At 27.1% G+C, this 20365-nt stretch carries 24 protein-coding genes and 2 tRNA genes; 12 read left to right on the top strand and 14 right to left on the bottom strand.

Annotated features, from left to right (window positions below; translation table 11 throughout):
• The first annotated feature begins 1 nt into the window (after nucleotide 1).
• Genes B8063_RS06965 through B8063_RS06930 form a run of 8 tightly spaced genes read left to right on the top strand, consistent with a single transcriptional unit; the run spans nucleotide 2 to nucleotide 7487 of the window.
• Entirely contained in the window at nucleotides 2-1159 is a 1158-nt protein-coding gene (locus B8063_RS06965; RefSeq protein WP_085070749.1) for a D-alanyl-D-alanine carboxypeptidase family protein, read from the top strand.
• Nucleotides 1152-1775 (top strand): dTMP kinase, encoded by a 624-nt coding sequence (gene tmk / locus B8063_RS06960; protein ID WP_085070747.1) that lies wholly within the window; start codon nucleotides 1152-1154, stop codon nucleotides 1773-1775. Before B8063_RS06965 ends, tmk begins: the two co-directional genes overlap by 8 nt.
• 4 nt (nucleotides 1776-1779) lie before the next feature.
• The gene (locus tag B8063_RS06955; protein ID WP_085070745.1) at nucleotides 1780-2688 is read left to right on the top strand and encodes a hypothetical protein; all 909 of its coding nucleotides are present in this window, start codon (nucleotides 1780-1782) and stop codon (nucleotides 2686-2688) included.
• Entirely contained in the window at nucleotides 2685-4214 is a 1530-nt protein-coding gene (metG, locus tag B8063_RS06950; RefSeq protein ID WP_085070743.1) for a methionine--tRNA ligase, read from the top strand. The genes B8063_RS06955 and metG overlap by 4 nt, the downstream gene beginning before the upstream one ends.
• Complete coding sequence (locus B8063_RS06945) at nucleotides 4207-4977, top strand: TatD family hydrolase (RefSeq protein WP_085070741.1); 771 nt, start codon at nucleotides 4207-4209, stop codon at nucleotides 4975-4977. The genes metG and B8063_RS06945 overlap by 8 nt, the downstream gene beginning before the upstream one ends.
• Nucleotides 4967-5740, top strand: coding sequence for an MBL fold metallo-hydrolase (locus B8063_RS06940; protein ID WP_085070739.1), 774 nt, complete (start codon nucleotides 4967-4969; stop codon nucleotides 5738-5740). Before B8063_RS06945 ends, B8063_RS06940 begins: the two co-directional genes overlap by 11 nt.
• Nucleotides 5740-6645 (top strand): AEC family transporter, encoded by a 906-nt coding sequence (locus B8063_RS06935; protein WP_085070737.1) that lies wholly within the window; start codon nucleotides 5740-5742, stop codon nucleotides 6643-6645. Before B8063_RS06940 ends, B8063_RS06935 begins: the two co-directional genes overlap by 1 nt.
• Nucleotides 6642-7487, top strand: a complete 846-nt coding sequence (locus B8063_RS06930) for a DMT family transporter (RefSeq protein WP_085070735.1) — start codon at nucleotides 6642-6644, stop codon at nucleotides 7485-7487. The genes B8063_RS06935 and B8063_RS06930 overlap by 4 nt, the downstream gene beginning before the upstream one ends.
• Nucleotides 7488-7969: 482 nt before the next feature.
• On the opposite strand, the gene B8063_RS06925 is transcribed toward B8063_RS06930, so the two are convergent.
• Nucleotides 7970-8245, bottom strand: coding sequence for a methylated-DNA--[protein]-cysteine S-methyltransferase (locus tag B8063_RS06925; protein WP_075521470.1), 276 nt, complete (start codon nucleotides 8243-8245; stop codon nucleotides 7970-7972).
• 545 nt (nucleotides 8246-8790) lie between these two features.
• Between B8063_RS06925 and B8063_RS06915 the strand changes: the two genes are divergently transcribed.
• Entirely contained in the window at nucleotides 8791-9744 is a 954-nt protein-coding gene (locus B8063_RS06915) for a site-specific integrase (RefSeq protein WP_085070731.1), read from the top strand.
• On the opposite strand, the gene B8063_RS06910 is transcribed toward B8063_RS06915, so the two are convergent.
• The 8 genes from B8063_RS06910 to B8063_RS06875 form a co-directional block, all read right to left on the bottom strand.
• Nucleotides 9724-10719, bottom strand: a complete 996-nt coding sequence (locus tag B8063_RS06910; protein WP_085070729.1) for a glycosyltransferase family 9 protein — start codon at nucleotides 10717-10719, stop codon at nucleotides 9724-9726. The genes B8063_RS06915 and B8063_RS06910 overlap by 21 nt on opposite strands.
• Nucleotides 10712-11752, bottom strand: coding sequence for a glycosyltransferase family protein (locus tag B8063_RS06905; RefSeq protein ID WP_085070727.1), 1041 nt, complete (start codon nucleotides 11750-11752; stop codon nucleotides 10712-10714). Before B8063_RS06905 ends, B8063_RS06910 begins: the two co-directional genes overlap by 8 nt.
• On the bottom strand, nucleotides 11736-12008 hold the full coding sequence (locus B8063_RS06900; protein WP_085070725.1) for a GIY-YIG nuclease family protein: 273 nt from the start codon (nucleotides 12006-12008) through the stop codon (nucleotides 11736-11738). Before B8063_RS06900 ends, B8063_RS06905 begins: the two co-directional genes overlap by 17 nt.
• Nucleotides 12009-12043: 35 nt before the next feature.
• Nucleotides 12044-12118 (bottom strand) — tRNA-Glu (locus B8063_RS06895).
• 42 nt (nucleotides 12119-12160) lie between these two features.
• Nucleotides 12161-13108 carry a class II fructose-bisphosphatase gene (glpX, locus tag B8063_RS06890; protein ID WP_085070723.1) on the bottom strand — a complete coding sequence of 316 codons (948 nt, stop codon included), beginning with the start codon at nucleotides 13106-13108 and terminating at the stop codon, nucleotides 12161-12163.
• Entirely contained in the window at nucleotides 13108-14100 is a 993-nt protein-coding gene (locus B8063_RS06885; protein ID WP_085070721.1) for a putative transporter, read from the bottom strand. The genes glpX and B8063_RS06885 overlap by 1 nt, the downstream gene beginning before the upstream one ends.
• Nucleotides 14101-14104: 4 nt before the next feature.
• Entirely contained in the window at nucleotides 14105-14386 is a 282-nt protein-coding gene (locus B8063_RS06880; RefSeq protein WP_085070719.1) for an ETC complex I subunit, read from the bottom strand.
• A gap of 5 nt (nucleotides 14387-14391) precedes the next feature.
• Nucleotides 14392-14468, bottom strand: a tRNA-Pro gene (locus B8063_RS06875).
• 96 nt (nucleotides 14469-14564) lie between these two features.
• On the opposite strand from B8063_RS06875, the gene B8063_RS06870 reads away from it, so the two are divergent.
• The 3 genes from B8063_RS06870 to B8063_RS06860 are packed head-to-tail and all read left to right on the top strand — an operon-like array spanning nucleotide 14565 to nucleotide 16797.
• Nucleotides 14565-15062, top strand: a complete 498-nt coding sequence (locus tag B8063_RS06870; RefSeq protein WP_085070717.1) for a zinc-ribbon domain-containing protein — start codon at nucleotides 14565-14567, stop codon at nucleotides 15060-15062.
• On the top strand, nucleotides 15062-16237 hold the full coding sequence (gene nhaA / locus B8063_RS06865; RefSeq protein WP_085070715.1) for a Na+/H+ antiporter NhaA: 1176 nt from the start codon (nucleotides 15062-15064) through the stop codon (nucleotides 16235-16237). Before B8063_RS06870 ends, nhaA begins: the two co-directional genes overlap by 1 nt.
• On the top strand, nucleotides 16234-16797 hold the full coding sequence (locus B8063_RS06860) for a glutathione peroxidase (RefSeq protein WP_157101726.1): 564 nt from the start codon (nucleotides 16234-16236) through the stop codon (nucleotides 16795-16797). The genes nhaA and B8063_RS06860 overlap by 4 nt, the downstream gene beginning before the upstream one ends.
• Here B8063_RS06860 and B8063_RS06855 read toward each other — a convergent pair.
• From B8063_RS06855 to rplM, 5 genes are read right to left on the bottom strand one after another with little or no spacing between them, the layout of a single operon-like run.
• On the bottom strand, nucleotides 16790-18079 hold the full coding sequence (locus B8063_RS06855; protein ID WP_085070713.1) for a homoserine dehydrogenase: 1290 nt from the start codon (nucleotides 18077-18079) through the stop codon (nucleotides 16790-16792). The two genes, B8063_RS06860 and B8063_RS06855, sit on opposite strands and share 8 nt — an antisense overlap.
• A gap of 4 nt (nucleotides 18080-18083) precedes the next feature.
• Nucleotides 18084-18296, bottom strand: a complete 213-nt coding sequence (locus B8063_RS06850) for a hypothetical protein (protein ID WP_085070711.1) — start codon at nucleotides 18294-18296, stop codon at nucleotides 18084-18086.
• Complete coding sequence (gene argC / locus B8063_RS06845; protein WP_085070709.1) at nucleotides 18289-19314, bottom strand: N-acetyl-gamma-glutamyl-phosphate reductase; 1026 nt, start codon at nucleotides 19312-19314, stop codon at nucleotides 18289-18291. The genes B8063_RS06850 and argC overlap by 8 nt, the downstream gene beginning before the upstream one ends.
• Before the next feature lie 33 nt (nucleotides 19315-19347).
• Complete coding sequence (rpsI, locus tag B8063_RS06840; protein ID WP_085070707.1) at nucleotides 19348-19776, bottom strand: 30S ribosomal protein S9; 429 nt, start codon at nucleotides 19774-19776, stop codon at nucleotides 19348-19350.
• A 1-nt stretch (nucleotide 19777) separates the two neighbouring features.
• Nucleotides 19778-20236, bottom strand: coding sequence for a 50S ribosomal protein L13 (gene rplM, locus B8063_RS06835; protein ID WP_085070705.1), 459 nt, complete (start codon nucleotides 20234-20236; stop codon nucleotides 19778-19780).
• Between the last annotated feature and the right edge of the window lie 129 nt (nucleotides 20237-20365).

The following is a 20365-nucleotide window of genomic DNA, read 5'->3' as shown; positions in this document are numbered from 1 at the left end:
AATGCAAAATTCTATAAAACTTATTTTAATCTTATTTTCTTTAATTTTATTTTCATCCAAATCAAATGCAATAATTAGCGTAAATGCTAAAACTGCAATACTACAAGATTATTTATCTGGTGAAATTCTTTATGAAAAGGATGCAGACCTTTCAATATATCCTGCGTCTATGACAAAAATTATGACTTCAATTATTGCTTTTGATTTAATTAAAAAAGGAGAACTTACACTAGATGAAAAATTTATAGTATCTGAAAATGCTTGGAGGCTATCTACAGCAGGATATTCGTCTATGTTTATAATGGTTGGAGATGAAGTATCAGTTGAAAATCTTTTAAGAGGTATAATAGTTGCATCAGGTAATGATGCCTGCATTGCATTGGCAGAGGGTATCGCAGGTACAGAGGAGGAATTTGCAGTATTAATGACTGAAAAGGCGCTTGAGATAGGGATGGAAAATACTAACTTTTCAAATTCATCAGGTATCAATGACCCAAATAATTACTCTACAGTTCGAGATATTTTAATAATGTCTAATTACTTAATCAAAAATTACCCAGAATATTATCATTACTACAAAGAAAAAGAATTTACATGGGATAGAACTGGTGGTGATCCTATTACTCAAGGAAATAGAAATCCTTTATTGTATAAAAATATGGGAGCTGATGGAATTAAAACTGGTTATCTTGCAGTTGAAAAATATTCATTAGCATCCTCAATAAAAAAAAAGAACAGAAGATTAATTGCAGTTGGAAGTGGCTTTAATTCAAAAAATGATAGATCTAAGCAATCCGCAAAGTTGTTGACTTGGGGATTAACAAAATTTGATACAATTTTAATTGGCAAAAAAAACGATGTGATATCAGAGTTGGATGTATGGCAAGGTAGACAAAAAAAAGTTAAAGCATATATTTCATCGGATATCTATAAAACAATTCCTAAGGCAAAAAAAAAATATCTAAAAGTAACAGTTAATTATGACGGACCTCTGGAGGCACCGATAGAAAAAAATGATGTCATTGGAAAAATGAAGATTACTTATAAAGATGAGGTAGTTGGTAACTATGATTTATTTGCATCGGAAAGTGTTCAAAAACAAAATATAATTTCCCGTATCTTAAGCTCAATAAATTTTTTAATATGGGGCGATGTATAAAAAAAAATACCCTGTAATTATTTTTGAAGGAATAGAAGCCTCAGGAAAATCAACAAATATTAATAATTTTTCAAAATTTTTAAAAAAAAATAAATATCAATTTATAAAAATAAGAGAGCCCGGGGGTACAAAATTTTCAGAAAAACTAAGAAAAATAATGTTATCAAAGAGCAATAAATTAGATAAAAAAACTGATTTACTGTTAATCTTAGCCTCTAGATCTGAAAACGTTTCAAAAATTATTTACAAAAATTACCAAAAAAAAATAATCTTAATAGATAGGTTTTCAGATTCTACCATAGCTTACCAGCATTACGGTATGGGTTTAAATTTGAATATAATAAAAAATTTAAATTCCTATATAATTGGTAAATTTAAACCAGATCTTACCTTTTTATGTACTGTAAATAACAAGAATATGAATAACAGACTAAAAATAAGATCAAATAACAATAGATATGATAATTTTAAAAATAGCTTTTACAATAAAGTTCAAAAAGGTTTTCTTAAATTATCAAAAAATAAAAAAAAATATGTTTTATTAGATTCGAATAATTCGACACCTGCTGAAAATTTAAATAGAATTATCAAAGAATTTAAAAAAATAACAAAATAATTAAATGTCAAATACACTAATAGGCTTAGGCGATGTTTTGAATGATTTAATTAACTTACATAATTCAAATAGACTTCCAAATAAATTATTATTAAGTGGGACACAAGGAATAGGGAAAGGAGTATTATCCAAACACCTTCTAAATTATATTCTGTCTAAAAACGAGCCGTTTGAATATGATCTAAAAAAACTCCAAATAAATCCTAGTAATAAATCTTTTAAATTACTTGAAAGTAATGCACATCCCAATGTTTTTAAAATTCATAAAAAAAAGGATAAAAAAAATATTGATATAGGCCAGATAAGAGAAATGATTAAATTTCAAAATAGTTCATCATTTAATAATAAAACACGATTTGTATTAATTGAGGATGCAGATCTGCTTAATGTAAATTCTATAAATGCATTATTAAAATCTCTTGAAGAGCCAAATAACAATTTTTCTTTTATTTTAACATATAATTCAAATAAAACCGTCTTAGAAACTTTAAAATCAAGATGCATAGAATTCAAAGTAAATTTAAAAAATGAATTTGTAGAAAATATTGTTAACTCTTACTTTTCTGAAAATGTATATGATCAAATTTCTTTAGATTTTAAAAATTACTATCATAATCCAGTTTTTTTAATTAATTTGTCAATTTATTTTAATGAAAATAACTTAGATATTCAAAATTTTAGCATTGAAGATTTATTATATGAAATCACAATAAACCCATCACATTTAAAAGATGAATTTATATTATTAAATCTTAATCTTTTTATTGAATTATACTTTTATAAAAATATAAATGCTCAAAAAAAAAATATTTTTAAAGCAAAAGAATATTTTCTAAAAAAATTATCAAACGTCAAAAAATATAATCTTGATATCGAGACTTTTTTTTTAGAATTTAAAGATTTATTAAAATGAGTAAAAATTTCTATATAACCACACCTATTTATTACCCTTCAGCAAAACCACATATGGGACATGCTTATTCTAGTATTGTTTCAGACTTTTTTGCAAGGTTTAAAAGAAATGACGGTTATTCTGTTCAATTTTTAACTGGTACCGACGAACACGGTTTAAAAATTCAAAGAACTGCAGAAAAAAACAATATGAAACCACAAGATTTTTGTGATCAAATATCTAAAACTTTTGAAAATTTGTCTAAGACTCTAAATTTATCAAATACTGATTTTATTAGAACTACCGAACAAAGGCATATTAAATCTGTTCAACACTTATGGAAAATTCTAGAGGATCAAAATCAAATTTATATGTCTAAATATGAGGGCTGGTATTCCGTTTCTGACGAAGCATTTTATCAACCTGATGAAATAGAAAGTAAAGAAAATAAACATTTTGTAATAAGTTCTGGTTCCCCAGTTGAGTGGGTTGAGGAGGAATCCTTTTTTTTTAAATTATCTGAATGGGAAAAACCATTACTAAAATTTTATGATGAAAATCCAAAATTTATCTTACCAGAGGGAAGAAGGAATGAAGTCATTAGTTTTGTTAAAAATGGTTTAAAAGATTTGTCTGTTAGCAGAAAAACATTTTCCTGGGGTATTAAAATTCCTTCAAATAATGACCATATTATTTATGTATGGCTAGATGCACTTACCAATTATTTAAGTGCTTTAAATTATCCAAATACTAAAGACGAATTATATAAAAATTTTTGGCCTGCTGATGTTCATATAATTGGAAAAGATATATTAAGATTTCATGCAATTTATTGGCCAGCTTTTTTAATGGCAGCCAAATTACCTTTGCCTAAAAGAGTTTATGGCCATGGTTGGATATTATCTGGTGATGAAAAAATGTCTAAGTCAAAGGGGAACATACTCGATCCATTAGAAATTATAGATGTATATGGGCTAGATACACTTAGATATTATCTTTTAAAAGAGGTTTCCTTTGGCAATGATGGAAATATATCTCAAGAAAAGCTTGAAAGTTGTATAAATAGTGATTTAGCAAATAATTATGGAAATTTATGTCAAAGAGTTTTGGCTTTTTGCGAAAAAAATTGTGGTTCGAAAATCCCAACTAATGATTTTATAAATGATGATTTGGAGATTTTGAAAAATTTCGAAAATCTAGCATATTTGAGAGATTTAATAGACAATCAAAACATCAATGATTATATGAAATTTATTATAGATATGCTTTTTTCATCAAATAAATATTTTAATGATCAAGAACCTTGGAAGAAAAAAAATGATAAAAATAGATTGAATACAATTGTTTATACTGCTTTAGATCTAATTAGAAAAATTTCTATACTATTAAATCCTGTTATACCTGATACAACTTTAAAAGTTCTAAAAATATTTGACATTAATGACGACAAACTAAAATTTGAAGATATTGATAATCATAAATTTCTGGAAAGTGGAAAAAATATAGGAAAATTAAATATACTTTTTAAAAAGATAGAAAATGATTGATTCACATTGTCACTTAGATCACGAGCCTTTAATAAATAATCTAAACGATGTTTTAGAAAGATCTAAAAAGGTTGGAATAGATAAACTTTTAACTATTTCAACTAATGTTAACAGTTATAAAAATATTTTAAATTTAATAAAACAAGATCCTATGATTTATGGATCAATAGGAATTCATCCACACGAAGTTCAAACCTCAAATTTTGAGAAAAACTATATTGTTCAGGAGTTTAAAAAATATCAAAAAATAATTGGAGTAGGGGAGACGGGATTAGATTATTATTATGAAAATAGCCCAAAAGAAACTCAAATAAAAAGCTTTAAAATTCATATAGAGGCTTCAATTGAATGCAATTGTCCACTAATAGTTCATTCTAGAGATGCAGAAAATGAAACTTTTTCAATTTTAAATGATTATAAAAATAGCAATCCTAAAATACTTATGCATTGTTTTACTGGTTCAAAAGAGTTTGCAAAAAAACTTCTTGATCTTAATGCATATTTTTCAGCAAGTGGAATTATTACTTTTAAAAATAGTGTTGAATTACAAGATACATTTAAGTTTTTACCAAATGATAAAATATTAATAGAAACTGATAGTCCTTTTTTAGCACCTATTCCTATGAGAGGAAAAAAAAATGAGCCAAGTTTTATTCAATATACCCTTCAACACTTATCTAAACTAAAGGAGATTGATAAATCTAGCATGGATCATATTACTACCCAGAACTTTGAAACACTATTTTTCAATAATGAAAACTAGATTTACAATATTAGGGTCAGGTAGTTCTCTAGGTATACCAAGAATTGATGGATATTTTGGTAAATGTAATCCTAAAATAAAGCAAAATTTTAGATCAAGATGTTCTGCTTTAGTAACTCATGATAAATTCAATATATTAATTGATACATCTCCTGATCTAAAAACCCAATTACTAAAAAATAAAATTAAAAATATAGATAAAGTTTTTTACACACATCTACATGGTGATCAAACTCACGGTATTAATGAATTAAGAGTTTTTTTCTTAAAAAATAGAAAAAAATTAGATGTCTTTGCAGATAAAATGACTTCTAATTATTTATTAAAGTCTTTTAGTTATTGTTTCAAAAATAATCATGGTTATCCCGCAATTTTCAATCTTAACAAGTTAAAAAAAAAACATACTTTCAAGGTAAAAAAATCAAAGGTTCAAATTGAGTCTTTTCCTGTCAAACATGGAAAAATTAATAGTATATTGTATAAAATTAATAACTCATGCGCTTATGCTAGTGATGTAAGCAAAATCATTGAAAAAGACTACTCAAGACTTAAAAAATTAAATTACTTAATAGTCGATTGTCTAAGATACGATCCACATCCATCCCATTTTAATTTAGATCAAGTTTTAAATTTAGTTAAAATTATCAAACCAAAAAAAACAATTTTAACAAATATGAATAACGAAATTGATTATGTTAAGATACAGAAGCATCTGCCTAAATCTGTTGTTCCTGCCTATGATGGTATGAGCTTTCTAATATAATGGAAATATACTTAAAACTGTTTGAAGTAGTATTTCCCGTCTTTTTTATTGTAGGTATTGGCTACTATTTAGGTAAAAAAGACAAGAAATTTGATACTTCTTTCATTACAAATTTTGCGTCTAACATAGGTACACCTGCCATGGTAATATACGCTATTACCTCAACTGGAATAAATTTTCAGATTTTTAAAGACTATTTTTTCTTTTATCTTCTTGCAATTTTAGGTTTTATTATACTTGGAATTGTCATCTTATTTATGTTGAATACTAAGGATATAATAAGAGAACTTCCTCCTCTAATCCTACCTAACACTGGCAATATGGGTATACCTATATGTTTATTTGCTTATGGTGCACAAGGACTTGGGGTTGCGGCTGCAATATCATCTTTAATTGTATTACTCCATTTTACACTTGGAATTTTTTTAGCTGATAGAAAATTTAACTTTACTGTGTTGATTAAAAGTCCACCATTTTATGCAATTGTTATATCAGTGCTATTTTTGTATTTTGAAATTAATATGCCACAAGTAGTAATTAATTTGACTGAGTTATTAACATTTGCAACTATCTTTTTAATTCTTATGTCCTTAGGAATTGCTTTAACGAAATTAAAAGTTTTTTCTTTAAAAAATGCAATATTTGCATCAATAGGAAGAGTTATTTTAGGTCCATTAATAGGTTTTTTAATTATTATTTATTTTGATTTATCTGGTTTTGCAGCTGGAGTACTTCTAATTCAAGCATCAATGCCTAGTGCTGTCTTAAATTATCTTATAGCTGCCATTTATTCTCCAAAAACCATAACGGATAGTGTTGCAAGCACTATAGTTGTCTCAACAATAATGTCATTTATAACTTTACCTATTGTAATTTTTATATCGTTAAAATATTTTCCTCTATGAGGGGTGCAATAATAAATCTTTCAGCTTGGCTAATTCTGCCATTTATGGATGCAATTGCAAAATATCTTTCTTATTCTTTACCTGTATTGCAAGTAACGTGGTTTAGATTTTTTTTTAGTACTCTAATCACTTTGTTATTTATTTTTTTTTTTTCTAGAAATTCTTTAGTTTCTTCTAAAAATTTAAAGTCTCAAATTATAAGAGGTTTACTACTATTAACTTCAAGTGTATTATTCTTCTATTCAATATCGATAATCTCTTTAGCTAAAGCATTAACAATAGCTTTTATTTGTCCATTAATGGTCACTGCTTTATCACCTTATTTTTTAAAGGAGAGGGTGGGGCCAAGAAGATGGACAGCCGTTATAATAGGTTTTATAGGAGTTTTGATTGTAATTAGGCCAGGAATTGTAGAATTTAATTGGGCTAGTTTTGCAGCGCTAGGTACTGGTTTTTGTTACGCTCTATATTTAATTGTTACTAGAAAATTAAAAAACACAGATAATGGTTTATTAACATTACTAATCACAAGCACTGTTGGAACCCTAATTTTAAGTTTATATTTACCCTTTATTTGGGTTAAACCAACTTTTTCTGAATATTTATTTGCTATAAATATGGGCTTAATAGCTGCCTTAGCTCATGGTATGATTATCTTTTCCTACAATTATTCAGATGCAAGCAAACTGGCACCTTTGGGTTATTTTGAGATAATTACTAACATTTTAATTGGTTATATTTGGTTCTCTGATATTCCTGATAAGTACACTTTTATTGGCCTTTTAATTATCATTATTTCAGGTGTTTATGTGTTTAGAAGAGAGCAATCTAATAAAATGTAAAGTATACATTTATATAAAGTAGATTATTAATATATTATTGTAAACTATTGTAATTGTTATATTATTTTAATTACTTAAGGTAAAATATAATAAAGAAATATATCTGACCTATCATCTTGTCATTAAAATTTTAATTTATATTTGGAGATTTCATCCTGATAAATGACAAAACTTAATTAAAATCCTTAAAAATAAAGATAAATTAAACAATGTAACCCAATAATCTCATAAATTAATGGCATTAATTTGAGAAAGGCGAGAGTATACAATTTGAAAAATTAAATTTTTCTTAAATATTTAAATAAATACTAGATGAAAACTGGTAATTTCTATTAGTAATGCATTTATCGAATATGGCATTTAATGAGCCATAGAGGGGTCAATTTTAATGATTTATTGATATATAGTGCAACTTATAGGTGTAATATAAATATAACAACTATATATGGGTAAAAATAAAAAAACGTTGATTTTGCTTACTTTTAAACGAAAATTCCCTCTTTTTTTAAGAGTTTTTTCTTGGTTTTAATGCCTCCAGGACCTGAATATCCACCTAGGGACCCGTCAGATCTGATAACTCTATGACAAGGTATTTTAGGTGCATTTGGGTTTTTTCCAACCGCATTTGCTACAGCTCGAGCAGCTTTTGGCTTATTTATGGCTTTTGCGACATCTAAATAGGTTCTAACTTGTCCTTTTGGAATAGTTTTTAGATAATTCCAAACTTTTAACTGAAACTTAGTACCTTTTAGGATCATTTTAAAGGAAAACCCTGTTACCTTGTGCCTATTCAGGCACAAAGAACAGTAGTTTTTGGCACGTCGTTGTATGCGCTACCGCCATGCCTTCCACCTCGCTATTTTAGCGCTACTCAGCGAAGTTTTCTGCCCTCTAGGCTTGAATCTCTCGATTTTTCCCTAGATGGTCAGTTAAGAGTTGCCTCTTAATTCACCATGACGATAACATACGACCAATTTTGAGGGTATCACTTTATCGTTGAATTTAATGGTTTTTTAACACCTGTGAATAGCGTTAATAACTAAATTGGCTTAGCAATTATTAATATAAAATATGAAATATAAAACAGAACAGTCATGATACCTAAGAAATAAACCTCTATAGATTTGCCATTTTTCTTAAAGACCAAATAAGTAAGCAATGTTAATCCAAAAGATATAATCAAAAAATATATTGGCTCAATTGAGCCATCCATAGACACCATGATTATAGATTTTAAACTATTGACATTTAAAATCACTTAATATATTACTAGTGATAATTAATTGTTATCAATAGTAATAATATGAATGAGCTAACCACAGACCTAAAATTACTACATGAAGCAACTTTAAATAATCTTAAAAATTCAAAAGCTAATAATACTTTAAGAGCTTATAAATCTGATTTTAAGGATTTTGGAGCTTTTTGTGCAAAAAATGGATTGAATTCATTGCCAACCGAACCAAAAATAGTTTCTTTATACCTTACACACCTTTCAAAAAATTCAAAAATAAGCACTTTAAGAAGAAGGTTAGTATCAATAAGCATGGTTCATAAGATGAAAGGGCATTATCTAGATACTAAACATCCAATTATAGTTGAAAATTTAATGGGAATAAGAAGGGTTAAAGGAAGTATTCAAAGAGGTAAAAAACCATTACTAATCAATCATTTAAAATTACTTATTGATACAATAAATGAACAAAAAACTGAGGAAATAAAAAAATTTAGAGATAAATCATTGATATTAATTGGCTTTGGAGGTGGTTTTAGAAGAACAGAGCTAATTTCAATTGATCATGAAGATTTAGAATTTGTACCTGAGGGTCTTAAAATTACTATTAAAAAGTCAAAAACTGATCAATATGGTGAGGGAATGATAAAAGGAATACCCTACTTCTCCACTGAAAATTACTGCCCTGTTAAAAACCTAAATAAATGGCTTGAAATATCTAAGATCAAGTCTGGACCTATTTTTAGACGGTTTTCCAAAGGCTTATCGTTAACAGATAAAAGACTAACCGACCAATCTGTGGTATTATTGATGAAAGAATATTTAAATTTAGCAGGTATCGAAAATACAAATTTTGCAGGCCATAGTTTAAGATCAGGATTTGCAACTGTTGCAGCAGAATCGGGAGCAGATGAAAGAAGTATAATGGCTATGACAGGTCATAAAACCACTCAAATGGTAAGGAGATATATAAGAGAAGCAAATATTTTCAAAAATAATGCTTTAAACAAGGTTAAGTTTTAAAATATCTTTAGTTACCTGTTTTATATCATTTCTAAATACAGTTTTGATATTACCCATATGTCCAATCCAAAAATTAGTTGAAATTAACCTATCTTTTTGAATAAGAGCAATAGTTTTTTTGTTTAAAGAATGCGACACATGACTAATTGCACCTTCACAACAAATTAAAAATTTTGAATTAAGTACTATGTTTTCAAGATCTCTAAAAGAACTTTGTTCAATAAATCTTACAGTTTTTTTTTCAATTTTGATTTGAGGATCTTTTATATTTTTGAAATATTTAATTTTAAATTCATTCATAATTTTAACCTTTTTGAAACCTTGGGTAATAATAATGTTAAATTTAAATTTATTAATTAAAGATTTCAAAAAAAAGTAAATAGAGTCAGGTTTGAGATTCATGTAATCAAAATCGTGAAAATAATAGTCTTTAAACCATTTTTCATCTAAATGAAGATGCACATAAGGTTTATGCAATTTAAATTTATTTTTAGTAAAGTTATAATTCTTATAATAATTTATATATTTTGGAGATTTGATATCTAAGTAGTTTAAAAGTATCTGAAAATTTTTATATTGGGTGTTTGTCTCAGTATTTTTTAGATATTTAGTATAAAAAAAGGAGATTAAAAACTTTGGATAAAAATCTTTCAAGAAACAAATTTTAATTGATGAATTAATAAAAATACCACTCAGAAAAGATCTTCGTTTACCATCAAGAACAATTAAATAATCATATTTTCTATTTTTAATTTGAAGAAAAAGGTTAAAAAAATCTAAAATTTTATTTTGTGTTTTATCAAAAATAAAAATACGATTTATGTATTTAAAATTTTTAATGTATTTCGAATTGTATCTTGATGCTACAATATCAACTTGATTTTTTTTTGATACCTCCGATATTGAATTAGTAACTACTTGAGATGTGATAAAATCTCCTATTCTATCAGTCCTAAAAATTAAAAATTTAGCCATTGTGCCAGACTTGTTTATTTGTAATTTTTTCTCCTAAGGTTTTTTTCACCATAAACTCTGCTATAATTTTATTATTAAATATTTTGTGTGCTTTTTTATATCCATTTCTAGCGATTTTTTTTCTCAATTTATTATTTTTTTTATAAAATAAAATTTTTGAATTAAGGTCTCTGGCATTATCAAAAAAGATCATTTCGTTATGATTGAAAAAATCTTGATATTGATAATCTTTATGCTCAAAAGTAAGTATACCATTGCCTAATAATGTAGCCATTCTTTCGCTAGAATAGTATTTAATTGGTTTGCCTCTGGTAATATTAATACCCATATTGCATTTACTTATTTCCTCAAAATATTCAGCACCCCAAACAGGATTTTTTTTATATCCAAAAAAATTGTTTTTAGTTTTTTCAGTAATTTTTTTTATAAATTCAACACGATCGTCATAATGATTTTTTTTTAACACACCTCTATGTACCCCATGGCTTATTGCTAAAAAAACATCATATTCATTATTTTTCATATAATTTTTATATACATCAATCGATGGATCGATCGCATTTGGAATAAAATAACAATTCTTATCTGCAAAACTTAACTTAGATGGTGATGTTGTTAAAAAATTTGCATCTGCAAATTGATATTTAAGATAAAATCTTTCTTTATTCTTTTTATAATCTGGTCCTTGTTTTACCAAAGGATCAATAAACCATTGTGCAATCTTAATATTTTTAAAATTTTCTTTTATTTTAAGCAAATCTAAATAATTCAATCTATCAACATGCCCAAAAAAAATTATATCAGGTTTAAAATTATTTATATTTTCAATAATTTTACGAAATAAATGTCGTTTTGATCCTATATCAAATAAACTTTTTTTCTCCTTTTGTATATCTCTATCACTTATGTGCAACACAGAGTAATTGTTAAGAATAAAACCATTATTAATTTTTTTTGTTGTAGAATAATATAATCTTCCATTATGTCTAAAATGAAGATCTGAAATGTGTAATATCTTAGGTGGTCTTCTCATACTTTAATAAATAATTATTTTTAATTTTTTTTCTTTTTTTATAATCTTTTTTCAATTTATATTCTTCTTTTAACGCTTTTGATTTGCTGTCATATTTTTTTGAATAAATAACCTTCCATTTTCTACCTTTTGTAAATTTTGCACCATTTGAACTATTATGCTTTTTTAATCTATTAATTAAATTGCTTGTATAACCTACGTAGGAAATATGGTTTTTTCCAGATTTTGTTAATAACAAATAGACATAATAATTCATATCAAGATATTACATTAGAATATTTTTAGAATAAATGGCGGTCCCTAGGGGAATCGAACCCCTCTTTCATGGATGAAAACCATGTGTCCTAACCGATAGACGAAGGGACCAGAAAGAAGGTCTTTTAGTTGAAAATATTTACATAATCAAGGCTATATTATTTCCTCTTTTTTACTAATAACCTCAAAAGTATTGCTATTTTTATGTGTAACAAGTGTCTCAGAAAAATACTCCTTTCCTGTGATTTCAATACCTTTAACTAAATCTCCATCTGTAATTCCTGTGGCAGAAAAAATTGAATCACCAGATATAATTTCATTCAACTCATACTTTTTGTCTAAATCTTTTATACCCATTTGTTTGGCTCTTTTAATATCACCACTTTCTTTAAAAATAAATCGTCCTTGAAAAAAACAATTACTAGCATCAAGTGCAGATGCAGCCAATACTCCTTCTGGCCCACCACCTATTCCAATAAACATATCTACACCAAATTTACTATCTGTAACATATAAAGCGCCAGAAACATCTCCATCTGTAATTAATTTTTTATTTACTTTTAAATTATCTAAAGTATCTATTATTTTACTATGTCTCTCACGACTCAATAAGCAGACAGTTAAATCACTCAATTTTTTATTCGACGCATCAGCTAAATTTTTCAAATTTTTTTCTAAGGTAAAATCTAAGTCTACAGTTCCTTTCTCTATATTTCTACCAACAGCTATTTTTTCCATATATGTCTCTGGAGCGTGAAAAAGATTATTTTTTTCTGCTATTGCTAGAACAGATATTCCTCCAGGAAGATTTTTTGCGACAAAATTAGTACCCTCAACTGGATCAACAGCGATATCAATTTCTGCTCCGTCTTTTGTCCCCAACTTTTCACCTATATATAGCATAGGTGCTTTATCTAGTTCACCCTCGCCTATTACAACACGTCCATTAATATTAAGATCATTTAATTCAGCTCTCATAATATCAACAGCAGCTTTATCAGCTCCTATTTTATCATTTAAACCCTTGAACTTTGATGCAGCTAAAGCAGCTTTAGATGTAATTCTTCTCATTTTTTCTTTTAGTGAATTATCTAAAGCCATTAGGATTTTATTAAAATCTTCTCACTTGTCTCTATTTTTTTTTCAAATTCTCTTAGTCTTTTATAAACACTTGCAAGTTCAATAATTGTTGGCCAAGCTTTCAGGATATATTGCATTGATCCCTCCACTCTTCCAAAGGCTCTTATTATTTGCTGCATCACTCCAAGAGTTACTACACCAGCTACTATTGCAGGAGCTAAAAAAACATAAGCCGATAAGACGTTTGCTTGTAAATATGCTATTCTTCCAATATTAAAATACAAATATCTAATATAACTTAAAAAATGAATGTTTCTTACATCATCAAATAATTCTTCAATTGTTTTTGGTCTCACTGTTCCATCATCTTCTGCAATAACAAGTATTTTTCTATAAGCCGCTTCCTTTTTTTGAAGATCATATTCAACTCCAACTAATCTTAAAATCAATCCAAGTATAATTAGAAATATTGTTCCTCCAACAGACCAAATGAATGCACCAACAATTAAGCCATAATCCCAATCCCCGAAAAAAAATATTGGTATACCTATACTTAAGCCAAACAATATAGGTGTGAATTGAACCAACACCATTATTGCCTCAATAAGACTTGTACCTAAAGATTCCATAATTCTTGTGAACTTAATAGTATCCTCTTGAACACGTTGGGATGCACCTTCTATCAATCGTGCCTTTTCATATACACTGTGATACCATTCAACCATAGCTGTTCTCCATCTGAATAAATAGTGAGCTGTAAAGAAACTTATTATTACACCAAGAGATACAGCCATTGCTGCTAATTTTATAAATGACAACAGACTCATCCAATATTCGCTCATTGTGATTGAATTTGGAGCAGCCAAAGCCTTTTGTATCATGTCATAAAATTCACCGAACCACTCATTTATTTTAACATCAAGTTTTACTTGAATCCAAAGTGATGATAAAATAACAGCTGAACCAATCCATGACCAAATAAACCAATTTTTCTGTGTAAAGAATCTAAACATTTAATTATTTAGTAAAATTATCAGCATAAGATTTTTTAACTATTTTTCTTATCTTTGGTTCTATAAGTTCGAAGTTAATCTTATTTTTTTTAGCATATTCTATTGCAAGTTCTTTTGAGGAAAATTCTAATTTTAGTTCTGAGCTCGTATCTGTTGAACTTTCCCAGCCCATAAGTGGATTAATACCAGGTTTTTCTGTTATAAACTCAATGATCCATTTATCAAATTTTTTGATACCTGATTGCATGGCTGTTTTTGAGGGTTTATATATTTTAGCTTTTTTCATAAAGATGGTCGGAGTGGCAGGATTCGAACCTGCGACCCTCTGGTCCCAAACCAGATGCGCTACCAGGCTGCGCTACACTCCGAATGCAGTACTAATACAGTAGAATAATTAAATTTCAAAGTATATTAATGTCGATTATTAATAAAAAACTATTTATTTATTATATATTCTAACTTTTATGATTATAAGTTGTCCTGAATGTGCTAAGAGATTTAACATTGATCAAAATCTTATTCCCAAGCATGGAAGATTATTACAATGTAGTAATTGCATGCACAAATGGCATTTCATAATTAAAAAAAATGAGGAAATAATTAATGAACCGTTTAAATCAGAAGAAGTAATTTTAGAAAATAAAAATCAAGAAAAAAAAATTAACCCATCGAAAGAATTTATACCCATTGAAGACGAAACTGTTGAAAAAGAATTAAAAAAAGAACAAAAAGTAACTAATAAAATAAAAAAAAAAGAGCAAAAAAGAAAAAAAAAAGACAAACCAATAAAATTATTAAATATGATTATTGTTATAATTATTTCTGTAGCAGCATTAATAATTATTATAGATACTTTTAGGATTGAATTATCTAAGTATATGCCTTTTTTAAATCCAATGCTTGATAGCTTTTATACAATTATTGCTGACATAAACTCATTTATTAAAGATTTAATACGATAATGATAAACAATATAACTAAACCATTTAGATGGTTTTTTAAATTAGAGGCAGCAAGTGGTTTAGTGCTATTATTTAGTGCTATAATTGCTTTAGTAATTAGTAATTCGGAATTATCAAATTTATATTTTAAAACTTTAGAAAAGTATTTGTTTATAGGTATAAACAACTTTGGTATTAAGTTATCTGTATTACATTGGATAAATGATGCTTTGATGGCAATATTTTTCTTTTTTGTAACTTTAGAAATTAAAAGAGAATTTTTACAGGGCGAATTATCAAATATTAAGCAAGCTATGCTCCCTATAATTGGGGCTGTGGGCGGGATGTTGGTACCTGCACTTTTTTACATATTTATAAATTATGGAAATTCGGAAACAATTGTTGGGTGGGCAATACCATCTGCTACAGATATTGCATTCTCACTTGGTGTTTTATCTTTACTAGGCTCAAGGGTGCCAATATCTCTAAAAGTTTTTTTAACAGCTCTTGCAATAATAGATGATTTAGGCGCAATTGTAATTATTGCATTATTCTACTCAGGAGATTTAAGCATAAAATATTTATCTTTGATGCTTATAGCATTCATAATCTTGCTAATTTTAAATAAATTAGATGTTAAAAAATTCTTACCATACTTAATTGTAGGTTTATTTCTGTGGGAGTTTACTCATCAATCAGGAATCCATGCTACTATAGCCGGTGTTTTGTTAGCTTGCACCATACCTCATAGAAAAAAAGAGAAAGATTTTTCACTTTTGATTAAATTAGAGCATGCAATTAGCCCATATGTTGCATTTGGTATTATGCCACTTTTTGCGTTTGCAAATGCTGGAGTATCACTTGAAGGTTTAACATTTGCTTCACTTTTAAATAAAGTACCTCTTGGTATCTTATTAGGTTTATTTGTAGGAAAACAATTAGGTGTTTTTGTATTTTCTTACATCTCGATTAAACTTAAATTTGCACAAATGCCAACTAATTCAAATTGGATTAATTTTTATGCTGTTGGGGTATTAACAGGTATTGGTTTTACTATGAGTTTATTTGTTGGGAATCTAGCTTTCGTAGATAGTACGCAATATATGGATGGGGTTAAAATTGGAGTCTTGTCGGGATCTTTGCTTTCTACTGTTTTTGGTTATTTGTTACTACTTATTTTTTCAAAAAATAAATGAAAAAAAAAGTAAATTTTAAGCTAATTTTTATAATAATATTAATAAGTATGTTTAATTTAAAAAGTGTATTTGCAAAATATGATAAAGTATTTTTTGACTTTAAATTAAAGTCGATTTCAGGTGATGAAATAAATTTATCTGATTATAGAGGTAAAACTGTTCTTCTAGTAAATGTAGCTAGCAGATGTGGTTTTACAAAACAATATGATGATTTACAAAAAATTTGGGATACTTATAAAAATAAAGATTTTGTAGTTATAGGAATGCCTTCAAATCAATTTGGTTCACAAGAACCAGGCACAAATGATGAAATTAAAGAATTTTGTGAAGTTAATTTTAATATAACTTTTCCAATGATGGAAAAAACTGACGTTAAAGGAGATAATGCGCATGAAGTTTATAAATGGGCATTTAAAAATCACGGTAAATCAACTATTCCAAAATGGAATTTTCATAAAATACTAATAAATCCAAATGGTAAAATTGAAGATACATTTATGTCTTTTACAAGACCGACCTCGAAAAAAATAATAAATAGTATTGAGAATTTACTTAATTAAATAGCCTTATTAAATTAGGTTCTTTAAGTATATTTGAATCCTTTTTTAACATTTTTATACATTTGTTTGAATTTATCTCTTTGCATTTATGAGTGATAATTATGATTGAAGCAGTTTTTCTTTTATTATCTGGAATTTGTATTAGTCTTTGAACAGAAATATTATTTTTAGCTAGTATATTTGTTATGGATGAAAGTACACCTGGTTTATCTTTTACTTCAACTCTTAAATATAAAGAATTTTCATATGAATTATAATTATAACTAATTGATAAATTCCTTTTTTTATTTGATATACCAAATGGAAACTTAATATTACCTCTTAAAATTGATAATAAATCAGACATTAATGCTGATGTGGTTGGCCCTGGTCCTGCCCCCTCACCTTGCATCACACTTTCACCAACAGGTTTACCCTCTAAAATAACAGCATTCATTACATCAGTTACATTTCCAATATAAGAATCTCTTGAAACTAAACATGGGTGTACACGTTCAAAAATTTTATTATTAATTATCTCTGTAATACCTAATAGTTTAATTCTTAGATTTAATTTTTCAACAATATCAAAATCAGTAGCTTCAATTTTTTCAATTCCTTCCATCAAACTTTGTGATTTTGAAATTTTACAATTAAAAGCTAAAGCAGATAAGATTTTAACTTTTGCTAACGCATCGTAACCATTAAGGTCAAGTTTTGGATTTCCAGGTTCAGCATAACCTAATTTTTGAGCATTTTTTAAAACATTTTTAAAACTATCTTTTGTTTTCTCCATTTGAGAAAGTATGTAATTACATGTACCATTTAATATTCCATAAACCTTTGTAATTTTATTTGTCGCCAATCCCTCTTTAATAGTTCTGACAATCGGTATGCCACCTGCAACTGCAGCCTCAAATTCGAGATTAACTTTATTTTTTTCAGCTAAAAAAGATAAATAATCACCATGTTTGGAAATTAGTGCCTTGTTAGGTGTTATGACATGTATTTTATTTTTTAAAGCATTTTCAACAATTTTTTTAGACAAACCATCAGCAAAACCTATTGCTTCTATTAAAATATCAACTTTTTTATTATTAATTATATCTAAAGGATTTTTATAAAATATTTTTTTATTTATTTTGAACTTTCGTTTCTTATTTTTATTTTTAGCAGATATAGCAACTATTTGTATTCTTTTTCCTGTTTTAATCTCTATATCTTTTTTCTTTGATAAAAGTTCATTGTATAAATAATTACCAATTTGCCCTAAACCAACTATTGCAATATTAATTTGCCTCATAACTTTATTCCATTAATTTTGGATATTCGCTTTTTTTACCATAAATAATTACATTATTTTTAAATTCATCAAATGTTAAATTTTCATCAAAACTTAATGAAGATAGCTCTGTATCAGTTGATATCTCTTTTTTATTCTCCCAAATACCTGTTTTTGTATCAATAGAACAGTTAGTAACAAAAATTAAAATAATCACTAAATTTAATAGTTTAAACATTTAAAGCCTCATCTTCTTTAAATCCGTAATAGATGTTCATACTTTGCACGGCCTGACCTCCACCCCCTTTTATAAGATTATCTATTGCAGATAAAATTATTAATTTATTTTTATTCTTACTATTACAAATAGATATCAAACAATTATTAGTATTTATAACCTCATTTGTGCTTAACAAAGAATTAATTTTTTTAATTTTAACAAATTTACTTTTTTTATAAAATTTACTTAGGTATCGATGTATTTTTTTTGTATCTATTTTTTTTTTTAAATCGACATTAATAGTTGTAATAATTCCTCTAAACATTGGTGATAGATGAGGAGTAAAATCAAAATAATTTTTTTTTTTAGTATATAAATCTAATTCTTGTTGAATTTCTGAGTTGTGTCTATGATTTGCAATACCATAGGCGCTAAGAGACTCATAAAGATTTTTATTTTTATATTTTTTATGAACATTACGACCAGCTCCTGAATAGCCAGATTTAGAATCTATCACTATGTTTCTATTTGAAATAAAATTTTTTTGAATTAGTGGTGCCAAAGGCAATAAAATGGAAGTAGGATAACATCCAGGTGAAGATATTACTTTTTGATTTTTTAACTGATTTTTTTTTAATTCTGGCAATGAATAAATTGAATTTTTAATTAATTTTTGGGCACAATGTTTAATTTTATACCACTTTAAATATTCATTTTTATTTTTTAATCTAAAATCTGCTGATAAATCAATAAGTAAGTTTTTGTCTAATAAAAATTTAGAAAGTTTTTGAGCTGCGCCATTTGGCTGTGCTGAAAAAATAACATCAACTTCTTTCAATAATTTTTTTTGAAATTTTCTTATGATTGGTAATTTTTTTTTAGATAATGATTTATCATAAAATGAGATGTTTTTACCTGCAGAACTATTTCCACATAAGTATTTGATATGAATTTTTTTATGTCTTGCTAAAATTTTAACTAACTCAATTCCAATATATCCTGTAGATCCGCATACCAAAACATTTAGCTTAGACATAAAACAATATAACAGTTGTGATGTAAAAAGATATTATCTTTTAGAAAATTGAAAACTTCTTCTAGCTTTTGCTCTACCAGGTTTTTTTCTTTCCACAGATCTAGAATCTCTTGTTGTAAGTTTTTCTTTTCTTAATGTAGGTTTAAGATTTTCATCAAATTGAAGGAGTGCTCTTGATATACCATGAACCAATGCCCCTGCTTGACCAGTATGACCACCGCCTACAACTTTTGATTTAACATCGTATTCTGTGGATTGATTGATTATATCAAACGGTCTCATGATCTGCATCCTATGGGATGAGCTTGTGAAATAATCGTCTAATGTTTTCCCATTTACATAAATCTTGCCAGTACCTTTCTTTAACCAAACTTTCGCAATAGAAGTTTTTCTTCTTCCAGTCGCATATTTGCTATCTTTAAAATCTAATTTAATTTTTGGTGATTGATTGGTATTTTCCATTTTAATTTCTAACTACATTTTTAATATTTAATTTTGATAACTCAATTTTTTCAGGATTTTGAGCTTCATGAGGATGATTTGATCCTGCATAAATTTTTAATTTACCTAATTGTTTTTTTGCTAGCGCTCCACCTGGCAACATTCTTTTCACCGCTAATTTTAAAACTTCACCAGGTTTTGTATCGTGTAATTTTTCAGGGGTAGTTTCTTTGATTCCTCCAGGATGACCTGTGTGTCTAAAGTATTTTTTGTCTTGAAATTTATTACCAGTAAATTTTATTAAATCTACATTTTTTACTACTACAAAGTCACCATGGTCCATATGTGGTGTGAAAGTAGTTTTATTTTTGCCTCTAATTATCTTTGACACTACGGTAGCAATTCTTCCAACAACCGCATCTGTCGCATCTATCTCGAACCATTTTGATTGAATATCAGCTTTTTTAACAAATTTTGTCATGATGTGCGGGATTAATACTTACAAAAACGTTTATTGTCAATTTATTAGAAGGCAAAAAAGTCTATTATAATCGATATTTTATGCTAGTTTCCGAGTTTCAAAGTCTAATTAAAAAATTATAGGAGAATT

The organism is Candidatus Pelagibacter sp. RS40 (genome assembly GCF_002101295.1).
Taxonomy (GTDB): Bacteria; Pseudomonadota; Alphaproteobacteria; order Pelagibacterales; family Pelagibacteraceae; genus Pelagibacter.
The sequence above is the reverse complement of the archived record's forward strand: the minus strand, read 5'-3'. Positions and strand labels throughout refer to the sequence as shown.

Coding starts and splice junctions, on each gene's coding strand:
- B8063_RS06965 (WP_085070749.1), top strand. CDS start 2: ATGCAAAATTCTATAAAACTTATTTTAATCTTATTTTCTTTAATTTTA.
- tmk (WP_085070747.1), top strand. CDS start 1,152: ATGTATAAAAAAAAATACCCTGTAATTATTTTTGAAGGAATAGAAGCC.
- B8063_RS06955 (WP_085070745.1), top strand. CDS start 1,780: ATGTCAAATACACTAATAGGCTTAGGCGATGTTTTGAATGATTTAATT.
- metG (WP_085070743.1), top strand. CDS start 2,685: ATGAGTAAAAATTTCTATATAACCACACCTATTTATTACCCTTCAGCA.
- B8063_RS06945 (WP_085070741.1), top strand. CDS start 4,207: ATGATTGATTCACATTGTCACTTAGATCACGAGCCTTTAATAAATAAT.
- B8063_RS06940 (WP_085070739.1), top strand. CDS start 4,967: ATGAAAACTAGATTTACAATATTAGGGTCAGGTAGTTCTCTAGGTATA.
- B8063_RS06935 (WP_085070737.1), top strand. CDS start 5,740: ATGGAAATATACTTAAAACTGTTTGAAGTAGTATTTCCCGTCTTTTTT.
- B8063_RS06930 (WP_085070735.1), top strand. CDS start 6,642: ATGAGGGGTGCAATAATAAATCTTTCAGCTTGGCTAATTCTGCCATTT.
- B8063_RS06925 (WP_075521470.1), bottom strand. CDS start 8,245: ATGATCCTAAAAGGTACTAAGTTTCAGTTAAAAGTTTGGAATTATCTA.
- B8063_RS06915 (WP_085070731.1), top strand. CDS start 8,791: ATGAATGAGCTAACCACAGACCTAAAATTACTACATGAAGCAACTTTA.
- B8063_RS06910 (WP_085070729.1), bottom strand. CDS start 10,719: ATGGCTAAATTTTTAATTTTTAGGACTGATAGAATAGGAGATTTTATC.
- B8063_RS06905 (WP_085070727.1), bottom strand. CDS start 11,752: ATGAGAAGACCACCTAAGATATTACACATTTCAGATCTTCATTTTAGA.
- B8063_RS06900 (WP_085070725.1), bottom strand. CDS start 12,008: ATGAATTATTATGTCTATTTGTTATTAACAAAATCTGGAAAAAACCAT.
- glpX (WP_085070723.1), bottom strand. CDS start 13,108: ATGGCTTTAGATAATTCACTAAAAGAAAAAATGAGAAGAATTACATCT.
- B8063_RS06885 (WP_085070721.1), bottom strand. CDS start 14,100: ATGTTTAGATTCTTTACACAGAAAAATTGGTTTATTTGGTCATGGATT.
- B8063_RS06880 (WP_085070719.1), bottom strand. CDS start 14,386: ATGAAAAAAGCTAAAATATATAAACCCTCAAAAACAGCCATGCAATCA.
- B8063_RS06870 (WP_085070717.1), top strand. CDS start 14,565: ATGATTATAAGTTGTCCTGAATGTGCTAAGAGATTTAACATTGATCAA.
- nhaA (WP_085070715.1), top strand. CDS start 15,062: ATGATAAACAATATAACTAAACCATTTAGATGGTTTTTTAAATTAGAG.
- B8063_RS06860 (WP_157101726.1), top strand. CDS start 16,234: ATGAAAAAAAAAGTAAATTTTAAGCTAATTTTTATAATAATATTAATA.
- B8063_RS06855 (WP_085070713.1), bottom strand. CDS start 18,079: ATGAGGCAAATTAATATTGCAATAGTTGGTTTAGGGCAAATTGGTAAT.
- B8063_RS06850 (WP_085070711.1), bottom strand. CDS start 18,296: ATGTTTAAACTATTAAATTTAGTGATTATTTTAATTTTTGTTACTAAC.
- argC (WP_085070709.1), bottom strand. CDS start 19,314: ATGTCTAAGCTAAATGTTTTGGTATGCGGATCTACAGGATATATTGGA.
- rpsI (WP_085070707.1), bottom strand. CDS start 19,776: ATGGAAAATACCAATCAATCACCAAAAATTAAATTAGATTTTAAAGAT.
- rplM (WP_085070705.1), bottom strand. CDS start 20,236: ATGACAAAATTTGTTAAAAAAGCTGATATTCAATCAAAATGGTTCGAG.